Here is a 16,783-nt window from a genome sequence, read left to right as displayed (position 1 = left end):
TCAACGACGATCGAGCCCATCCGATGATTCAGGCGCCTCAAGCCGCAAGTCCGATCCACGAGTGGCGCCGCGACGGCCATCTGATCAGCACCGACCGCCGGCGTCTCGACATCGACATGATCTGGCGGTTTCTGTCGCAGGAGGCCTATTGGTCGCCCGGCATCGAGCGCGCCCTGGTGGAATGCGCCATTGCCGGATCCATGGTGCTGGGCCTCTACGAGGAGGAAAGCGGCCGGCAGGTCGGCTTCGCCCGGATCCTCTCCGATGGCGCCCGCCTCGCCTATTTGTCGGATGTCTTCGTCCTGGCGAGCCATCGTGGCCGGGGCATCGGGACGTGGCTGATCGAAACGGCGCTCGACCATCCCCAACTTCGCGCCGTCGGTCGCTGGATGCTGGCCACCGGCGACGCGCATGAGCTCTATGCCAGATTCGGCTTCAAGCCGTTGCAGGATACTGCTAAATATATGGAAAGACTTATCAACCGCTGAGAATGGGCGGCCAGGCAGTACGATGACCGAGGAAGAGTTGCTGATCGTCCGGCGCGCCTTCGCACGCCAGATGCTGGGCCTGGCCGGGGCAACCGATAATCGACGGCTGGAGGAGGCGTTTGCCGCCGTGCGGCGCGAGCGTTTTCTGGGCTCCGATCCCTGGCAGATCTCCGACATCGCGGCGGGAGGCGCACGGCCATTGCCCGCCAACGATCCCGTCTACGTCTATCAGGACGTGCTCTTCGCGCTGTCGCCGTCGCGCGGTGTCAACAACGGCGGGCCGTCGCTGCATGCACGCCTGCTCCACGCCCTGGCGCCCGAGCCGGGCCAGACCGTGATCCACCTGGGCGCCGGCACCGGCTATTACAGCGCCATTCTGGCGCATCTCGTCGGGCCGCGAGGCCGCGTCGTCGCGGTCGAGATCGATCCGGTGTTCGGACACATCGCCAAGGCGGCGCTCGCCGACCTCGCGAATGTCGAAGTGATCGTCGGCGATGCAGCGCGGTGGCCCGAGGTCGAAGCCACGCGCATCTATGTCAATTTCGCCGTATCGGCGCCGCCGCCGGCCTGGATCGAAAACCTCGCGCCTGGCGGCCGCCTGGTCCTGCCGCTCGGCGTTCCAGGTGAGCCGATGCGGCCGGCCGGCCCGCGCTTTTCCCGCCACGGCGGCGCCTTCCTCATCGAACGGGCAAACGAAGGCTTTCGCGCCGCGCACATCTGCCCGGCCTATTTCATTCATGCCGAGGGGCCGGCGGGAAGGGATTCGGAGGAGGCGGTCGAGCGCCTGCGCAACGCCTTCCGCGCCAGGACGGTGGAGTTCGTCCAGAGCCTGGTCTGGAAGCAGCGGGCCGATCCGAACCGCTGCTGGCTGTGGTCGCCGGACTGGAGCCTCTCCTACGATCCGGTCTCCTGACCGGGCGCCGGGTCAGGCGAAGCGGCCGGACGCCTCGATCACCTCGGTCTTGTAGCCGTCCGGATCGGTGATGAAGAAGAAGCGCGCCATCGGCTGGCCGCGATGGCGCATCTCCTTGATATCGCCGGGTGCGAGGCCGGCCTGCATCATGCGGGCGTGCTCGGCGGCGAGGTCTGCGACGGTGACGGCGAGATGGCCGTAGCCGTCGCCGAGGCTGTAGGGCTCGCTCCGCCCCTGGTTGACGGTCAGCTCCAACTCGAACCCGCTCTCCTCGTTCTTCAGATAGATCAGCGCGAAGTCGTCGAAATCGAAGCGGCCGGCGACCTCCAGCCCGAAGGCACTTGCGTAGAACTGGACCGAGCGCGCTTCATCGAGCACCCGAATCATCGAATGGACCATCTTCGCCATGATTTTTCCTTTCTCCTGGAGTGTGTGAGCAGCGCTCAGGACGGACCGATGGGATCGGCTCCGCCCCGCCCCGTTCGTCAACGGGCTTTTAACCTTGATGTCGCATGAATGCGCCAGCTCCATCCGCGTCTGCTGTCGATGGTGCGGGCGTACCGCGGCCGTCGTCCGCTTGCATTCCGGAGCTTTCGTCCGTGTCCGATTTCCTCAGCGAAGCCGCCGCTCGCAACCTCGCGCTCAGCGTCGGCGTGGCGCTCGTGATCTTCGCCGTCCGCATGGCGGCCGAATGGCTGGCCGGGCGCAGCGCCGATCCTATTCTCAAGCGGCGGCGCAACTTCCTGATCCGCGCCATCACCAATGGCCTGCTCGCCGTCTGTCTGCCAGGGCTCCGAATCCAAATTACTGAATGGATGATGTGAGGAGTTCGGCGAGGTAGTCTGTCGACCATCCTGCGAGTTTACGGCGGGTTTTCAGGGAGTTCTTGTCGGTTGCGCTGCGGATGAGGTTGAGGGCGAAGTGGCGGACGACGGCCATATTCTTGGCGCCGTGGCCCTTTCTGAGGCGGGATTGATCGTCGGCGAAGGTGACGTCGAGCACCCAGTGAAGCCGGTTCTCGATGGCCCAATGGCCGCGCACGGCCTCGGCCGCCTTGGGGGCGGAGAGGGCGGCGGAGGAGATGAAGTAGCGGGTGTCGAAGCGACTGCGGTCGGCCAGTTGGGTGCGGCTCTGCACCTTGACGATGCAGGCCGCGTCGGGCAAGCGCAGTTCGCCGGGAAAGCGGCGCTGGCCGGCGAGCCAGTCGACCTCGCGGAGCACGTGGACGGTCCGCTCCTCGATGCGGCCATGGCCCTTGTCGCACTGGATGTCGGTGTCGATCGTGCCGGAGGAGGCGTCGTCGAAGCAGGCTTCGACCTCGGCCCGAAGCGTCGGCTGGTTGGCCTTCACGGCCAAGAGGTAATCGGCGCCCTCGGCGCGGATGGCACTGGCGATGGTGGCGTTGGTGGCGATGGCGTCGATGGAGACGAGCGCCCCCTCGAGCCCGCCCTCGGCCCCAAGCCGCTCCAGGAGCACCGGGATTGCCGCGAGTTCGCTGGCCTTGTCCGGCACCGCCTCCTGGCCGAGAACGAGCCGGCCAGTGGTGGCGAAGGCCGAGACCAGGTGGATCGGGGCCTGGCCCTTGCCCCTGTCGTGGCTGCGGCGGGAGGTCTTGCCGTCGATGGCCACGAGGTCGGCCCGCTCCGGCCAGGTGGCGCGCACCCAGTCGGTGAAGGCCTGGGAGAACAGCGCCGGACTGATCCGGTTCATCAGGATGGTCAGCCAGCGATCGCCCGGCACGCCATGCTCGTAGGGCAGGAAGCGGCGCAGGAACGACAGATGCGCCTTTCCCCAGGCGGCGATGTTCTCGTAGTCGTCGCAGTCGGCCATCGACCCGCAGACGACGAGGAGCAGGATCTCCGGCAATGGATGATAGATCCGCCTGACATCGCGCGGATCCTCGATCTCGCTGAAATGCTCCAGCAGAACAGCCAGACGCGACTTGCGCCCCAGGGCATCGGCAGTAGGCGACATGGCGGCGGCTCCTCGAATCAACCGACGCCATGGAATCAGTCTCTGCGCAACCCGTCACCCGCTGTCATTTGAGTTCGGAGCCCTGGTCTGTCTGCTCAGCCTCTGGATGAACCAGATCCAGAGCGTTATGCTGTCGCTGACGGCGGTGATGGTCGCGCTCGTGGTGGCCACCAAGGAGCTGATCATGTGCGTGGCGGGGGCGGCGCTCAGGATCGGCGGGCATCTCTTCAAGGTCGGCGACCGCATCGAGGTGGAAGGGCTGCGCGGCGAGGTCATCGATCACGGCCTGTTCTCCACCACGGTGATGGAAGTTCCGCCGACCAACCTCGGGCACCGGGGCACGGGCCGCATGCTGATGCTGCCCAACAGCCTGTTTCTCACCGGCTCCGTGCGCGTCGAGGCGCAACCGCGCCAGTTCGCGCCGCACCGCTTCACCGTCACGCTGGAAGAGCCCTTTCCCGCGGCCGAAGCGATGCGGCGGATGCAGGCGGCCGCCGATGCGGTGTTGGCCGAGGACCTGGATCGGGCCACTCGGTTTCACCGCCTGACGGCGGTCAAGCACGGCATCGAGATTTCCGGTCCGGGCGCCGAGGTGACGCTCGGCACCACCGATTTCGGCAAGCTGCAGCTCCATGTGATGATCTATTGCCTGGTCCAGGACGCGCGCGAACTGGAACAGGCCGTGCTGCTGGATTTCCTCTCGGCGATCGAGGCGGCGAAGACGGTCAACGAAGAGCCGCCGGCCCATGGGCTCGACTGGACCGCGATCGCCCGTCAGCTGGCCGCCAACCCGCCGGAGCGGCAGTCCGCGGCGTGAGAGCGGCGAACGCGTCGGCGCCTACGAGGCACGGAGCGCGGTGGCCTCGATCTCGACCTTCATCTCCGGCTTGAGCAGGCCGCAGACCTCCAGCGTCGCGGCCGGCCGGATGTCGCCGAACCAGCGGCCGGTCACCGAAAACAGAAGCTCGGCAAAGGCCGCATCGGTGACGAGATAGCGCATCCGCACGACGTCGGAGACGGCAAAGCCGGCCTCACGGAGCGCCGCCTCGATCGTTCGAAGCGCGTTTTCGGCTTGGGCCTCCACCGCGTCGGGCATCGTCATCGTGGCATAGTCGTAGCCGGTCGTACCGGAGACGAAGCACCATTCGCCATGGACCAGCGCACGCGAATAGCCTGCCGCCTGTTCGAAGGGCGAGCCGCTGGAGATCCTCTGGCGGCTCACGCCCAGGGGCGGCTCACGGCGAGCTGCTGCTCGTAGCCGGCGATCGTCGTCTCCTTCTCCATGGTCAGGCCGATATCGTCGAGGCCGTTGAGCAGGCAGTGCTTGCGGAAGGGATCGATGTCGAAGGTGATCGAGCCGCCGTCGGGGCCGGTAATGGTCTGGCTCTCCAGATCGACGGAGATGATCGCGTTGGCGCCGCGCTCGGCATCGTCCATCAGAAGGTCGAGCTGCTCCGGCGTGACCCGGATCGGCAGGATGCCGTTCTTGAAGCAGTTATTGTAGAAGATGTCGGCGAACGAGGTCGAGATCACGCAGCGGATGCCGAAGTCGAGGAGCGCCCAGGGGGCGTGTTCGCGCGACGAGCCGCAGCCGAAATTGTCGCCCGCCACCAGGATCTTGGCCTGCTTGTAGGCCGGCTTGTTGAGAACGAAGTCCTCGTTGTCCGAGCCATCCTCCTTGTAGCGGAGTTCGGCGAACAGGCCGGTGCCGAGACCGGTGCGCTTGATGGTCTTCAGGTAGTCCTTCGGAATGATCATGTCGGTGTCGACATTGACGATCGGCAAGGGCGCGGCGACGCCGGTCAGAGTGGTGAACTTGTCCATCGGATCATCTCTCGGTTCGGACTCGAGCCAGTTCTGTTATCACCTTCGCGAGAAACGGCAAACATCGAACCCGCCGATTGCGCCCGCCCCGAAAATCGGGCAAGCCCTGCCGGCCCCGTCGATGCGGCTCCCGATCTGGCTGCCGACGCCAGCCGAAGAAGCAACGCCATGAAACTCTATCGCTTTCTCACCGGTCCGGACGATTCCAGCTTCTGCCATAAGGTGACGGCGGCGCTGAACCAGGGCTGGCAGTTGCACGGCAGCCCGACCTATGCCTTCGACGCCACAGCCGGCGCGCTGCGCTGCGGGCAGGCGGTCGTGAAGGAGGTCGAGGGCAAGGACTACCATCCCGACATGAAGCTCTCGGAGCAGTAGGATCGGAGGTCCGGCGGCTTGGCTCGCCGGCCTCAGAGGTCGGCGCGGGCCTCCAGCTCTTCCATGTCCTCGTCCGACAGGCCAAAATGGTGGCCGATCTCATGGATCAGAACATGGCTCACGATGTCGCCGAGCGTCTCGTCGTGTTCGGCCCAGTAGTCGATGATGGGGCGGCGAAACAGGAAGATCCGGTTGGGGATCTCGCCGGTGAAGGGCGTGGCCGCCGCACCGATCGGCAGCCCTTCGAAGAGGCCGAGCAGGTCGAACGCGCTTTCCAGCTCCATTTCCTCGACGACCTCGTCTTCCGGAAAGTCGGCAACGATGAAGCTGATCTCGCCACACAGACTGCGAAACTCCGGCGGCATCGTGGCATAGGCTTCGATGGCCAGAGCTTCGATTTCTTCAAGGCTGGGTGCGGCTCGACGATGCCAGTCACCGCTGTTGTCGAGACGCCCCATGATCTTCTTCGTCCTGACGCATGTTGTCCCATCCCGGCCGGCAACCAGGTTTTTTAGCTAGGCCTGTCTCGTTCAGATGCGAGGGTCGACGCTCCAGCTAAATGTGGACGACTAAGCTTTCCCGGCGCTGATGCCGCCTCGTCGCGGGGTTGATCGGGCCGCCTGCAGCGACATAACCCGTGCGGGGCCGGCAGCAGAACAGGCGTGGCCGGAGGACTCCGCGGCAGATCGTGGCGATGCGCGCGCGGCGCCGAGCAGGGCCGCAACGGCGTTGGAAAGGTGGCATCCTGAGTTCAGGAGACGAACGAAGCGATGGGGCGGACGCCCCGCCACGACCGGGATGGTGCAAAGGTCCACCGATCCCGACGACGCGGCCGGTGGCCGGTCGGCGCGGCCCAGCAATCATCGCGCTCGCGGCGACGTCTTTTGTCCTAGCGGCCTGTGACGGACCGCAGTCGACCTTCACCTCCGGCGGCACGGAGGCAGCCCGCGTGCGGATGCTGTTCTTGGTTATGCTGGCCGCGGCTTGCGTCATCTGGCTCGTCGTCGTTGGCGTCTCGCTTCATGCGGTGCGGACCCGGCGCAATACCATCTCCGAGCGCGCGGGTGGGCGTCTGATCCTGTGGGGTGGCGGCATCTTTCCCGTGGTCGTGCTTCTCGGCCTCGTCGTCTATGGCCTCATGTTGATGCCGCAGCTTCGCCGGCAAGCGGATGGGCCGACCATCGCGATTTCGGCGGAACGCTTCTGGTGGCGGATCCGCTACGATGTCGAGGCCGAGCCCGGCGTCGGCCGGACGCTTCCCCGAGGCGGCGTCGAAGGCGCTAACGAGCTGTGGCTGCCGGTGGGCCGGCGCTCGACGCTTTTGATCTCCAGCCCGGACGTGATCCACTCCTTCTGGGTGCCGGCGATCGCCGGTAAGGTCGACGCCATTCCGGGCCGGGTCAATCGTCTCGTCGTCGAGCCGATGCGCGAGGGCGTCTACAACGGCATCTGCGCGGAATTCTGCGGCGAGGCGCACGCCCAGATGGGGTTTCGCGTCGTCGTCGCTCCTGAGGCCGACTACGAGGCGCATGTCGCGGCCATGGCCGAGCCGGCCGGCAGCGCCGATCATCCGGGCCTCACGGCATTTCTGAAGGCGGGTTGCGGCGCCTGCCACGCGGTGCGCGGCACGGACGCCGGGGGTAAGGTCGGACCCAACCTCACCCATGTCGGTGCTCGCCGGACCATCGCAGCCGGTTTGCTACCGGTGGCCACGGGATCGATGGCCGACTTCGTCCGCGCCCCCGATCATCTCAAGCCGGGGGTCGAGATGCCGGCTTTCGGCATGCTGGCCGACGACGAGATCGAGGCCATCGCCGCTTGGCTGGAGGGCCTGAAATGACCCATCCCGAATGGCACACCCCGCCCTGCGGGCCACCGGACGAGGCGACGAAGACGGCGCAGGAGGATCGGTTGCGCGCCGCCTGGAACGCACCGAAGGGCTGGCGCTACTGGTCGGCGGTCAACAACACCGAGGTGGGCGTCTGGTATACCGCCACCGCCTTCGCCTTCATGCTGTTCGCCGGCGTTCTGGCGCTTCTGGTCCGCGTGCAGCTGGCGGTGCCCGAGAACGACTTCCTGACCGCATCCTTCTACAACCAGGCCTACACGCTGCACGGCACGGCGATGATGTTCCTGTTCGCCGTGCCGATCTTCGAGGCCGTGGCGATCATCCTGTTGCCGCAGATGCTGGGCGCGCGCGACCTGCCGTTTCCGCGCCTGTCGGCCTTCGGCTATTGGTGCTTCCTGATCGGCGGCATCTTCGTCTGCGGATCGATCTTCTTCGGCGCGGCGCCCGACGGCGGCTGGTTCATGTATCCGCCGCTGACCACCCAGGAACGCTTCACCCCGGGCTATGGCGCCGACATCTGGTTGCTCGGCCTTTCCTTCATCGAGGTCGCCTCGATCGCCGCCGCCGTCGAGCTCATCGTCGGCACGCTGAAATGTCGGCCGCCGGGCATGCGCATCAATCTGATGCCGCTTTACGCCTGGTACGTGCTGGTCGTCGCCGGCATGATCCTCTTCGCCTTTCCTCCGCTGATCGCCGGCGACATCCTGTTCGAACTGGAGCGGTTGTTCGGCTGGCCGTTCTTCGATCCGGAGCGCGGCGGCGACCCGGTGCTGTGGCAGCATCTGTTCTGGATCTTCGGCCATCCGGAGGTCTACATCGTCTTCCTGCCGGCCGTCGCCCTGGTGGCGATGATCGTGCCGACCTTCGCGCAGCGCCCGATCCTCGGCTATTCCTGGATCGTGCTTGCCGCCGTCGGCACCGGCTTCATCTCCTTCGGCCTCTGGGTGCATCACATGTACGCCACGGGGTTGCCGTCGATCTCGCTCGGCTTCTTCGTGGCCGCATCGGAGGCTGTGGCGATCCCGACCGGCGTCCAGATCTTTGTGTTCCTGGCGACGCTGCTCTCCGGCCGGGTGATCTATTCGGTGCCGATGCTGTTCGTCTCCGGCTTCCTGGCGATTTTCGTCCTCGGCGGCCTGACGGGCGTCATGGTGGCGGTGGCGCCGTTCGACTGGCAGGCGCACGACAGCTACTTCGTCGTCGCCCATCTGCATTACGTGCTGATCGGTGGCATGCTGTTTCCGGTGATCGCCGGCGTCTATTATTTCTGGCCGGTGGTGTCGGACCGCATGCTGTCCGACCGGCTCGGCAAGGTCGCGTTCTGGCTGATGTTCGTCGGCTTCAACGTCGCGTTCATGCCGATGCACTTCGCCGGGCTGATGGGGATGCCCCGGCGCATCTGGACCTATCCGGCCGGCCTCGGCTTCGAGCTGCCGAACCTGATTTCCACCATCGGCGCCTTCGTCTTCGCCGCCGGCTTTCTGGTTGTGGTGTTCGACGTCCTGCGGCCGAGAGGCAAGGAACCCTATGCCCGCCGCAATCCCTGGAACGCCGGCACGCTGGAATGGCTGATCGAGATGCCGAGCGAAGACTGGGGTGTGCGCTCGGTGCCTTACGTCCAAAGCCGCTATCCGCTGTGGGATCAGCCCGATCTGATGGAGAAGGTGGACAGCGGCCAGTTCTATCTGCCGGACGCGGAGGAGGGCTATCGCGAGACGCTGGTGACCTCGGTGCTCGACGCGCGGCCGATCCAGTGCCTGCGCGTGCCGGGACCGACCTTCATGACCATGGCGGCCGCCGTGCTCACCGGCGCTGTCTTCATCTTCGCCACCTTCCATTGGTGGATGCTCACCATCGTGTCCATGGTGCTCTCCACTATCTCGATCATGGTCTGGCTGTGGCGCGGCACGGCGGTGGTGCCCGAGAAGATGGAAAAGGACGTCGGGCTCGGCCTCGTCCTTCCGCTTTATCGGTCCGGCCCGCATTCGGTCGGCTGGTGGGCGATGATGATCACCATGACCGGCGATGCCACGGCCTTCGCCGGGCTCGCCTTCGGCTACTATTTCTTCTTCACCATCCATCCCGACTTCCCGCCGCCGGTATCGGAGGGGCCGGGTCTGTTCTGGCCGGTCGTGTCGCTGATCCTCTTCGCCGCGGCATGGGGCAGTACGCAGGCCGCGTTCCGGGCCAACAAGGCGGACCGGGTGGACCTGTCGCGGGCTTTGATGGGCGGCGCCGCCGGCCTGGCGCTGGTCGCCTCCACCGCGCTTCTCTGGGCGCCCTATACGACCGGGCTCGATCCGTCGGTTCATGTCTACCCGGCGATCGTCTGGACGCTTGCGATCTGGACCGCCGCCCACGGCGCGGCCGGCGCCTTGATGCTGGCCTACTGCCTGGCACGGTCGTTGGCCGGCAAGCTGACGCCCGTCTTCGACATCGATCTGTCGAACGTCGCGCTCTACTGGCATTTCGCCGTCGGCACGGCACTGGTGACGGTCGTCACCATCTCGCTGTTCCCGCTGGTCGTCTAGGTGGGGGGGCGATGATGTCCGGTACCTTCCGCCGTCATCCTCGGGCTCCGTCCCGAGGACCCAAAGCTTGGGGGAATCTGCTCGAATGGGTTCAAGATGCCGATTGGCCATCGATCGTTCAGAGAAAAAGACCTGGATCCTCGGGACGGAGCCCGAGGATGACGACCGTGGAGCGTCGGCAAGGGTATCGGAGCCGGCAGCCCGAACAGAAGCGGCCGGCCGGATTCCAGGGAGCGAATACATGACCCTTGGCAAGGAAACCCGCGACAACGTCTGGACGCTGATTGCGGCGCCGGGCGTCTGGGCGCTGCATTTCGTGGCGAGCTATGGACTGGCGGCATCGGTCTGCGCCCCCAATGCCATGCTGTTCGAGAGCATCGCCGGCACCCGGCTGATCATCGGCGTCCTTACCGTCGCGGCGCTCGGCATCATCGGCTTCGGCTTCGGCTTCGCGCGCGCCTTGCGCGAATGGCGCGGCCATGGCGGCGGCACGCGGCACGATCTCGACACGCCGGAGAACCGCGAGCGCTTTCTCGAGTTCTCCACCGTACTCCTCGCCGGACTGTCGCTGATCGGCGTCGTCTTCAACGTTCTGCCCGTCCTCTTGATCTCGGATTGCCGCTGATGCGGAAACGAATTGCTTTCACCGTTACCTGGAAACGTCTCGTCGGCACCGTCGTCGTGCTCGCGGTGCTCGGCTTCGGCTACGCCTGGTCCGGCCTGGTGCCGATCCGCGCCTCGTCGGGCCATTTTCCGCCTTGGGCCTGGTTCCTGCACTGGACCATGCAGAACGCGGCGCAAAAGCAGTCGCTGGGGATCAGCGTGCCCGAGGATATCGACCTCACGGATCCGGCCTTGATCAAGCGGGCGGCCGGCCACTTTGCCGGCGAATGCGCGCCGTGCCATGGCAGCCCCGCCGAGCCGCAGTCGCCGGTCATCCAGTCGATGACGCCGGCCCCGCCGCGGTTGGCCGGCACCGTCGGCGATTACGCGGACCGCGAGCTGTTCTGGATCGTCAAGCACGGGATCAAATACACCGGCATGCCGGCCTGGCCGAGCCAGGAGCGCGACGACGAGATCTGGGCGCAGGTCGCCTTCCTGAAGGCGCTGCCCTCGATGTCGACGGAGGATTATCAGCGCTACGCCTATGGCGAGGAGGCCACCCAGGCGGTGAACTCGAAGAACCAGGACGCCGCCAATGCGACGTTCGAGAATGCGCTCGCCGATTGTTCGCGCTGTCACGGCAAGGACGGCCGCGGGGCCGGCCCGACAGCCGCGTTTCCCATCCTCGCCGGCCAGCCGGCGGACTATCTGTTCGCGACGCTGCAGGCCTTTTCCTACGGCACCCGCGAGAGCGGTTTCATGGAGCCGCCGGCCAAGCGCTACGACGCGGCGATCCTGAAGCGGCTGGCCGATTATTATGCCGAGCAGCCGCACGGTTCGTCGCAAGCCGGGGCGGCAGACTGCCCGGCCGTCGCTCGCGCATTGGCATCCGACGACCCCGAGCCGCACCAGGCGGCATCGCAGCGCGCGATCCCGCCGACGTCCGGACCGCGGGAGCCGTTGGCCGACGCCAAGGCGGCCGCCGAAAGCGAGGCGCCGCTCGATCTCGGTCGCACCCTGGCGCGCGACGGCCTGCCGGAGCGCAAGATTCCCGCTTGCGAAAGCTGCCATGGCGAGACGGGGCATGTCGAGCATCCGGACTACCCCTATCTTGCGGGCCAGCCGAAATGGTACCTGTCGACTCATCTCCATCTCTGGAAAGACGGGACGCGCGGCGGCACCAGCTATGCCAACGTGATGGACAAGATCGCCGATCAGATGTCGGACAAGGAGATCGAGGCGGCGGCGCTCTGGTATTCGCAGCAGGAGGCGGCCGGAACGAATTGACACCGCGATTGGCCAAACTTGCCGTCTTGGATGACATGAACCAAGATCAGACTCGATGATCATCGTCCTGAATGGCTATCCGGGTGTCGGCAAGCTCTCCATCGGCCGCGAACTCGCGGCCGTTATGGATGGCCGCTTGCTCGACATACATTCGGTCTACAACATCGCCTTTGCGCTGACGGAATTTAAGTCGCCAGAGTTCAAAGCGACGGTCGAAAAAGTCGAAGCGATCGCACATGACCTCGTTCTCAAGCTGCCGTTGGATCAACCCGTTGTCTTGACCACTGTTCTGGCGGGCAAGAGCGATTGGGGCGCCGCCGAATGGCAGCGGATCGTCAATTTAGGAAAGGCGCGGCCGCCTTTTTGCGTCGTCCATGTCGGTTGTGATCTTGATGAGAATATCCGCCGGATCCGGTCGGAAGAGCGAGACTTGAAGCGCAAGCCGCGCGATTCCGACATGGCTCGTAGAAATCAGTCCGAAAGAAAAGTTCTTGCTGGCTTAGAAGAGGAAAATTTGCTGAAGCTGGACACGACCGAGATGAGCCCTGGGGAGGCCGCCGCCGTGATATCAAAATGGGTGGCCGATCTCTGAACGGACATGAATTCTCTCCGTTCGAGCGCCGCATGCATCACCTTACGGAAACGAAGCCCTCGCTCGGTAAGGCTCACATCTCGACTGTCGGTATTGAACAAGCAGCCCATCGAAACACGCCCCGCAACGTTCTCTTGCGGCTCCAGACGTACGGAAGCCCATCCAAGAACTTTGCCCAAGTGTTGCTGGGAGTGCTCTCTTCGGAGACGGCGACAAACGGCGGACGCCAAAAAACGCCTTGGGCGAGGCTGCCACAAGACGCATCGATACAACCTGGAATAATGCAAACGGGAGAGGCTCAGTGGGAGCCTTCTTGATGACTCTCCGCTCCCTCAGCCGCTCCCGAGTGCTCGTCAGTGAAAGATCCGCTACACAATGACCCGAACGTCAGCCCCTGCGATCATCGCGGTGTCGCTCCGTCGGTGGCTCCATGGAGTCCTCCTGGAAATGCCTGCGTCATCGACTGTACGCACTACTAAGGTACGATTTTCCGAGCACTCGTCAAGAGCCGGATGACGCTTCGATGACGGATTCGTTGCTGCGTTGCGAAGAATAATTCTAAGGTTTCGGAACGGGCTGCCGAACTGATTTTAGGAGTGCCGCCACCACTGGCCGATCAAAACCATATGCGTCTATAAGTTGTCCAAAGGGCGAAGGTCGGACGGACTCCGAATGATGAAGCGTCCTCGGAAGACCGAAGGACGAGGCGGAACCGCCGCCAAGACTGCCCGGCAAGACGGCGACAACCCGGCATTGATGCCCCGCGCCTAAAAGGCCCGAGGCATCCATCGATCGACCGGCAACCGCCGCAGCGTCGTCGCGGTGCAAACCGACGTGCGTTCAATAGGATCGGCATCGGGCAGCGACGGAACGCCGCAGCGCGACAGGGCGAACCTCTCTCCCGCCGTTGCGGACGGGAGAGACACCGCCTCAGGGGTCAGCTTCCGAGCTGGTCGCTCAGGAACTCGGTAAACGCCTGCCAGCTCTCCGCGTCGGCGCGCTCCTGGTAGCTGTCGCTGCCCTTCACGGTAAAGGCATGGGGGGCGCCGGAATAGACCTCGATCGTATAGTCGGCGCCGACGCCCTCCAGCTCTTGCCAGAGCGCCGTCACGTCGGACATGGACACCGATTGGTCGGCGCCGCCATGCATGATGAGCAGCGGCGCCACGTCGCTTGGCCAGCTCTGGCCTTCCGGCGTCGCCAAGCCGCCGTGGAAGGTCGCATAGCCGGCGGCGTCGTCCACCACGCCGGACCGCGCCGCCTCAAGCGCCACGGCACCACCGAAGCAGTAGCCCATCACCACGACCTTTTCGGCGTCGGAATGGTTGCGGGCCTCGGCGAGCCCCGCTTCGATGAGTGTGCGCATCCGTTCGCGGTCGGAATAGAGCGCGCCGGTCGCCGCCCGGCGCTCCTCGACCGTGCCCGCCGGCGTGTCCGCCCCATACATGTCGAGCGCGAAGGCGTCGTAGCCGAGCTCGGCGATCATGTCGGCGCGGCCCCGTTCGTAATCGTCGAGCCCGTCCCAATCGTGAACGAGGACGACGAGCCCTTTCGGTTCGTCGGCGGCGGCATAATAGCCGGTCAGGCTGGCGCCGGCCCCCTCGTAGGACACGTCCTCGGCCAGGGCGGGCGAGGCGGCGAGGGTGAGGGTGGAGGCGAAGAGAAGGCGGTACATCGGTCGCTCCTGGGTTCGTCCTGGATGGTTCGGCAAGCAGGGCCAGCCGGATCGTCGGAAGGCGTCGGGCGTCGGCTCCGGGCCTTCATAGTCGGCCAACCTAATGTCCGCCGAATGTCTGGCTCGCGGCCATCACGGAAATCTGACCAAGGCTGAAAGCAAGATCGCGGTGGCGTTATCGAAGACGGTCCGCCCCGCAGTCCGGCCGAGGGAAAACGGCCGCGGCACGATTGCCAATCGCGGCCATCCTGCCATTCTTGCCGCGTCATGAAAACGATTCCCCTCGCCACCGCCCGCCGCATCGCGCTCGCCGCCCAGGGCTTTGCGAAACCGCGTCCGACGGGCACGATCGGCCGCGGGCATCTGAAACGCACCCTCACCCATACCGGCCTCTTCCAGATCGATTCGGTCAGCGTGCTGGCGCGGGCGCATTACTTGCCGGCGTTTTCGCGGCTCGGGCCCTATCCGCGCGCACTCCTTGAAACCATGGCCTGGAAACGACCGCGCACCCTGTTCGAATACTGGGCGCACGAAGCCTCGCTGCTGCCGATCGAGACTCAGCCGCTGCTGCGCTGGCGTATGGCGCGGGCGGCCGAGGGGCACGGCATCTATGGCGGCTTGGCGCGTTTCGGGCGCGAGCGCCGCGATTTCATCGAGGAGGTGTTCGAAGAGGTGGTGCGGCGCGGACCGGTCGGCACCTCCGAGTTCGACGGCCCGGCCGGTGAGGGCGGGTGGTGGGGCTGGAGCGACACCAAGCGGGCGCTCGAATGGCTGTTCTGGGCCGGCCGCATCACAACCGCGTCGCGTCGCGGTTTCGCCCGCCTCTATGATCTGCCGGAGCGCGTCCTGCCTGCTGCCATCCTGGCGATGCCGACGCCCGAGCCGGCCGAGGCGCACCGCCGCCTGATCGCGATCGCGGCGCGCGCCCATGGCATCGCGACGGCGAGCGACCTGCGCGACTATTTCCGCCTGTCGCCGGACGTCATCAAGGCGCGTCTGCCCGAGTTGGTCGAGACTGGCGAGCTGTTGCCGGTCGAGGTCCGGGGCTGGAGCCAGCCCACCTATCTCTCCGCCGAGGCCCGCATCCCGCGCCGCGTGGACGCGTGTGCCCTGCTCGCACCCTTCGATCCGCTGATCTGGGAGCGCTCGCGCACCGAGCGGCTGTTCGGCTTCCATTACCGCATCGAGATCTATGTGCCGGCCGAGAAGCGCCGCTTCGGCTATTACGTGCTGCCGTTCCTGTTGGGCGACCGGCTGGTCGCACGCATCGATCTGAAGTCCGACCGCAAGGAGGGCGCGCTCAAAGTGGTGGCCTCCTATGCCGAGCCCGACGCGCCGGCTCATACGGCGGAGGCCCTGGCGGGCGAGCTTCGCTCGATGGCGGGCTGGCTGGACCTGGACCGCGTCGTCGTCGAGCCGCAAGGCGATCTCGCCTTGGCTCTGGCGGGCGCTGTGGCGCCGATGGCCCAGCAGGGCTGAGGATCGCGCTCGGTTGGATGGATCGGGCGCGGCACCGGGTCCATTCCATTTATTCCGTTTCGGCGCCGTCAGGTGGAAGAGGTCGGAAGGACCTCTTGAGCCCATGGCGGCGTTTTAGACGTTTTCGAGCGGCTAGGTGCCGTTTGTGTGCCTCTACATGCTGAAATGCGATGAAATGCCTATGGTCAGATGGATCAAAAAATGAAAGACATGTTCCAGTAGGAGCCGGTCGGCCGTCCGGCAGGCGAAGAGGAGCGGCGTCATGAGCGCGGCGAAGGAGACCCTTCCCAAGGACTTCGATGGACTGCGCGCATTGATCCTGGCGCGCCATGACCGGTTGCCCAAGCGCCTCGCCCAGGTCGCCCGTTTCGCGCTGGAGCATCCCGAAGACGTGGCGCTCGGGACGGCCGCCAGCATTGCCCAGGCGGCCGAAGTCCAGCCGTCGACCTTGGTCCGCCTCGCCCAAAGCCTGGGCTATCAGGGCTTCACCGATCTGCAGAGCGTCTTCCGGCAACGCCTGATCGCCCGCAACGCCTCCTATCAGGAGCGGCTCGCCCACGCCAAGTCGGTGATGCCCCAGAACGTTTCGGACTCCCAGGCGATCGCCATGGGTATCCTCGGTGCCGCGATCCAGTCGATCGACCACGTCATGCACGAACTCGATCCGGGCGCTCTGGACGAGGCGGCGTCGATCCTGGCCGAGGCCGACACGATCTATCTCTTGGCGCAGCGGCGCTCCTATCCGGCGACGGCCTATCTCAACTACGTCTTCGGCAAGCTGAAGATGCGCGCTACCATCATCGGCTCGGCGCAGGGGTGCGAACAGGAAGTGCTGGCCTTCGCCCGGCCGGGCGATGCAGCGCTCTCCATTTCGTTCACCCCCTATGCCTCGGCCACCATCGAGTGGACGCGGTTTTTGACCGAGGCCGGCATCCCGGTGGTGGGGATCACCGACAGCGTCTTTTCGCCCATCGCGCGGCTGTCGCGCGTCTGGTTGGAGGTGGCGGAGTCGGACTATGAGGGGTTCCGCTCGCTCGGTGCCACCATGGCGCTGTCGGTATCGCTGGCGCTGGCCGCCGCCAACAAGCGGGGCGAGGCGATGCGTTCGGCCGACTGAGCGGCCTCCGCTCGATCGCCGAGAACGACGACGTGGCCGGATGCGGCCGTGTCGATGCAAAAGCCGGGAGGGTTCA

General features: G+C 65.7%; 18 protein-coding genes. 12 read left to right on the top strand and 6 right to left on the bottom strand.

The window, feature by feature from the left end; translation table 11 throughout:
• Positions 1-23 precede the first annotated feature (23 nt).
• A complete protein-coding gene (locus SMD10_RS01035; RefSeq protein ID WP_331683884.1) occupies positions 24-488 on the top strand; it encodes a GNAT family N-acetyltransferase in 465 nt (154 codons plus the stop codon).
• Between the two features lie 22 nt (positions 489-510).
• On the top strand, positions 511-1,401 hold the full coding sequence (locus tag SMD10_RS01030) for a protein-L-isoaspartate O-methyltransferase family protein (protein ID WP_331683766.1): 891 nt from the start codon (positions 511-513) through the stop codon (positions 1,399-1,401).
• A 12-nt stretch (positions 1,402-1,413) separates the two neighbouring features.
• Here SMD10_RS01030 and SMD10_RS01025 read toward each other — a convergent pair whose 3' ends face one another.
• Positions 1,414-1,932: a VOC family protein gene (locus SMD10_RS01025; protein ID WP_331683765.1), complete on the bottom strand. Its 519-nt coding sequence runs from the start codon at positions 1,930-1,932 to the stop codon at positions 1,414-1,416.
• Positions 1,933-2,000: 68 nt separating this feature from the next.
• Here SMD10_RS01025 and SMD10_RS01020 point away from each other — a divergent pair, with 68 nt between their 5' ends.
• Positions 2,001-2,225, top strand: a complete 225-nt coding sequence (locus SMD10_RS01020; protein ID WP_331683764.1) for a hypothetical protein — start codon at positions 2,001-2,003, stop codon at positions 2,223-2,225.
• On the opposite strand, the gene SMD10_RS01015 is transcribed toward SMD10_RS01020, so the two are convergent.
• Positions 2,206-3,375 (bottom strand): ISAs1 family transposase, encoded by a 1,170-nt coding sequence (locus SMD10_RS01015; protein WP_331683763.1) that lies wholly within the window; start codon positions 3,373-3,375, stop codon positions 2,206-2,208. The genes SMD10_RS01020 and SMD10_RS01015 overlap by 20 nt on opposite strands.
• A 106-nt stretch (positions 3,376-3,481) precedes the next feature.
• On the opposite strand from SMD10_RS01015, the gene SMD10_RS01010 reads away from it, so the two are divergent.
• Positions 3,482-4,192: a mechanosensitive ion channel family protein gene (locus tag SMD10_RS01010; protein ID WP_331683762.1), complete on the top strand. Its 711-nt coding sequence runs from the start codon at positions 3,482-3,484 to the stop codon at positions 4,190-4,192.
• 21 nt (positions 4,193-4,213) lie between these two features.
• On the opposite strand, the gene SMD10_RS01005 is transcribed toward SMD10_RS01010, so the two are convergent.
• On the bottom strand, positions 4,214-4,597 hold the full coding sequence (locus SMD10_RS01005; protein ID WP_331683761.1) for a RidA family protein: 384 nt from the start codon (positions 4,595-4,597) through the stop codon (positions 4,214-4,216).
• A complete protein-coding gene (leuD, locus tag SMD10_RS01000; protein ID WP_331683760.1) occupies positions 4,594-5,199 on the bottom strand; it encodes a 3-isopropylmalate dehydratase small subunit in 606 nt (201 codons plus the stop codon). Before leuD ends, SMD10_RS01005 begins: the two co-directional genes overlap by 4 nt.
• Positions 5,200-5,367: 168 nt before the next feature.
• On the opposite strand from leuD, the gene SMD10_RS00995 reads away from it, so the two are divergent.
• On the top strand, positions 5,368-5,574 hold the full coding sequence (locus SMD10_RS00995) for a DUF1737 domain-containing protein (RefSeq protein ID WP_331683759.1): 207 nt from the start codon (positions 5,368-5,370) through the stop codon (positions 5,572-5,574).
• A 32-nt stretch (positions 5,575-5,606) separates the two neighbouring features.
• Here the strand turns inward: SMD10_RS00995 and SMD10_RS00990 are convergent, their stop codons facing one another.
• A complete protein-coding gene (locus SMD10_RS00990) occupies positions 5,607-6,032 on the bottom strand; it encodes a metallopeptidase family protein (protein ID WP_331683758.1) in 426 nt (141 codons plus the stop codon).
• A 497-nt stretch (positions 6,033-6,529) separates the two neighbouring features.
• Here SMD10_RS00990 and SMD10_RS00985 point away from each other — a divergent pair, with 497 nt between their 5' ends.
• The 5 genes from SMD10_RS00985 to SMD10_RS00965 all read left to right on the top strand — a co-directional run bounded on the left by SMD10_RS00985 (position 6,530) and on the right by SMD10_RS00965 (position 12,436).
• Positions 6,530-7,414: a cytochrome c oxidase subunit II gene (locus SMD10_RS00985; protein WP_331683757.1), complete on the top strand. Its 885-nt coding sequence runs from the start codon at positions 6,530-6,532 to the stop codon at positions 7,412-7,414.
• Positions 7,411-9,954, top strand: coding sequence for a cytochrome c oxidase subunit I (gene ctaD, locus SMD10_RS00980; RefSeq protein WP_331683756.1), 2,544 nt, complete (start codon positions 7,411-7,413; stop codon positions 9,952-9,954). Before SMD10_RS00985 ends, ctaD begins: the two co-directional genes overlap by 4 nt.
• Positions 9,955-10,195: 241 nt before the next feature.
• Positions 10,196-10,579: a hypothetical protein gene (locus SMD10_RS00975; protein ID WP_331683755.1), complete on the top strand. Its 384-nt coding sequence runs from the start codon at positions 10,196-10,198 to the stop codon at positions 10,577-10,579.
• A complete protein-coding gene (locus SMD10_RS00970; RefSeq protein WP_331683754.1) occupies positions 10,579-11,844 on the top strand; it encodes a c-type cytochrome in 1,266 nt (421 codons plus the stop codon). Before SMD10_RS00975 ends, SMD10_RS00970 begins: the two co-directional genes overlap by 1 nt.
• A gap of 55 nt (positions 11,845-11,899) precedes the next feature.
• Positions 11,900-12,436, top strand: a complete 537-nt coding sequence (locus SMD10_RS00965) for an AAA family ATPase (protein ID WP_331683753.1) — start codon at positions 11,900-11,902, stop codon at positions 12,434-12,436.
• 937 nt (positions 12,437-13,373) lie between these two features.
• Here SMD10_RS00965 and SMD10_RS00960 read toward each other — a convergent pair.
• Entirely contained in the window at positions 13,374-14,111 is a 738-nt protein-coding gene (locus tag SMD10_RS00960; protein WP_331683752.1) for a dienelactone hydrolase family protein, read from the bottom strand.
• Positions 14,112-14,378: 267 nt separating this feature from the next.
• On the opposite strand from SMD10_RS00960, the gene SMD10_RS00955 reads away from it, so the two are divergent.
• Entirely contained in the window at positions 14,379-15,590 is a 1,212-nt protein-coding gene (locus SMD10_RS00955; protein WP_331683751.1) for a winged helix-turn-helix domain-containing protein, read from the top strand.
• Between the two features lie 262 nt (positions 15,591-15,852).
• On the top strand, positions 15,853-16,707 hold the full coding sequence (locus SMD10_RS00950) for a MurR/RpiR family transcriptional regulator (protein ID WP_331683750.1): 855 nt from the start codon (positions 15,853-15,855) through the stop codon (positions 16,705-16,707).
• Positions 16,708-16,783 lie beyond the last annotated feature (76 nt).

The sequence above is a fragment of the Consotaella aegiceratis genome (assembly GCF_036541425.1).
Lineage (GTDB): Bacteria > Pseudomonadota > Alphaproteobacteria > Rhizobiales > Rhizobiaceae > Consotaella > Consotaella aegiceratis.
The sequence above is the reverse complement of the archived record's forward strand: the minus strand, read 5'-3'. Positions and strand labels throughout refer to the sequence as shown.

Excerpts from the sequence above, each read along its gene's own strand:
- SMD10_RS01035 (WP_331683884.1), top strand. The coding sequence starts at position 24 with ATGATTCAGGCGCCTCAAGCCGCAAGTCCGATCCACGAGTGGCGCCGC.
- SMD10_RS01030 (WP_331683766.1), top strand. The coding sequence starts at position 511 with ATGACCGAGGAAGAGTTGCTGATCGTCCGGCGCGCCTTCGCACGCCAG.
- SMD10_RS01025 (WP_331683765.1), bottom strand. The coding sequence starts at position 1,932 with ATGGAGCTGGCGCATTCATGCGACATCAAGGTTAAAAGCCCGTTGACG.
- SMD10_RS01015 (WP_331683763.1), bottom strand. The coding sequence starts at position 3,375 with ATGTCGCCTACTGCCGATGCCCTGGGGCGCAAGTCGCGTCTGGCTGTT.
- SMD10_RS01010 (WP_331683762.1), top strand. The coding sequence starts at position 3,482 with ATGAACCAGATCCAGAGCGTTATGCTGTCGCTGACGGCGGTGATGGTC.
- leuD (WP_331683760.1), bottom strand. The coding sequence starts at position 5,199 with ATGGACAAGTTCACCACTCTGACCGGCGTCGCCGCGCCCTTGCCGATC.
- SMD10_RS00995 (WP_331683759.1), top strand. The coding sequence starts at position 5,368 with ATGAAACTCTATCGCTTTCTCACCGGTCCGGACGATTCCAGCTTCTGC.
- SMD10_RS00990 (WP_331683758.1), bottom strand. The coding sequence starts at position 6,032 with ATGGGGCGTCTCGACAACAGCGGTGACTGGCATCGTCGAGCCGCACCC.
- SMD10_RS00985 (WP_331683757.1), top strand. The coding sequence starts at position 6,530 with ATGCTGTTCTTGGTTATGCTGGCCGCGGCTTGCGTCATCTGGCTCGTC.
- ctaD (WP_331683756.1), top strand. The coding sequence starts at position 7,411 with ATGACCCATCCCGAATGGCACACCCCGCCCTGCGGGCCACCGGACGAG.
- SMD10_RS00975 (WP_331683755.1), top strand. The coding sequence starts at position 10,196 with ATGACCCTTGGCAAGGAAACCCGCGACAACGTCTGGACGCTGATTGCG.
- SMD10_RS00970 (WP_331683754.1), top strand. The coding sequence starts at position 10,579 with ATGCGGAAACGAATTGCTTTCACCGTTACCTGGAAACGTCTCGTCGGC.
- SMD10_RS00965 (WP_331683753.1), top strand. The coding sequence starts at position 11,900 with ATGATCATCGTCCTGAATGGCTATCCGGGTGTCGGCAAGCTCTCCATC.
- SMD10_RS00960 (WP_331683752.1), bottom strand. The coding sequence starts at position 14,111 with ATGTACCGCCTTCTCTTCGCCTCCACCCTCACCCTCGCCGCCTCGCCC.
- SMD10_RS00955 (WP_331683751.1), top strand. The coding sequence starts at position 14,379 with ATGAAAACGATTCCCCTCGCCACCGCCCGCCGCATCGCGCTCGCCGCC.
- SMD10_RS00950 (WP_331683750.1), top strand. The coding sequence starts at position 15,853 with ATGAGCGCGGCGAAGGAGACCCTTCCCAAGGACTTCGATGGACTGCGC.